We start from the raw sequence: 341 nt of genomic DNA, 5'->3' as shown, positions 1-341 counted from the left end.
CCTTGTGGACCGGTAATGGCTTCAATAAACTCCGCTTCAGTCTTACCAGCGTTACCAGCCAACCCTTCCCATACTTCATAGGCGGAGGCACCAGTGTCGCCTTTTAGCGAATCAATAAAGTCTTGTACGGTCAAGCCAGTATTGCCTGGTAAGGCTTCCCAGATCTCAAAGGCAGATTGTCCATTGTCACCATCAGTACCGGTGATGTCATTGATGAAGTCCTGTACGGTCAAGCTGCCATTGCCTGGAATGGCTTCTATGAAGCTAGAGCAAGATGAAGTTATTCCTTGGACCAAGACACGCGTATTAACAATTACTGTTTTCATTGTCACGGCAGTTAG

General features: G+C 47.2%; 1 protein-coding gene. It reads right to left on the bottom strand.

All coding sequences use genetic code 11. From position 1 onward, the window contains the following. Positions 1–233, bottom strand: a 233-nt coding sequence (locus SB749_RS18960; RefSeq protein WP_410711665.1) for a hypothetical protein, incomplete at its 3' end; no start/stop codon positions are given. Positions 234–341: the final 108 nt, after the last annotated feature.

It is taken from the genome of Brevibacterium sp. SIMBA_078 (assembly GCF_046534565.1).
GTDB lineage: Bacteria > Actinomycetota > Actinomycetes > Actinomycetales > Brevibacteriaceae > Brevibacterium.
The sequence above is the reverse complement of the archived record's forward strand: the minus strand, read 5'-3'. Positions and strand labels throughout refer to the sequence as shown.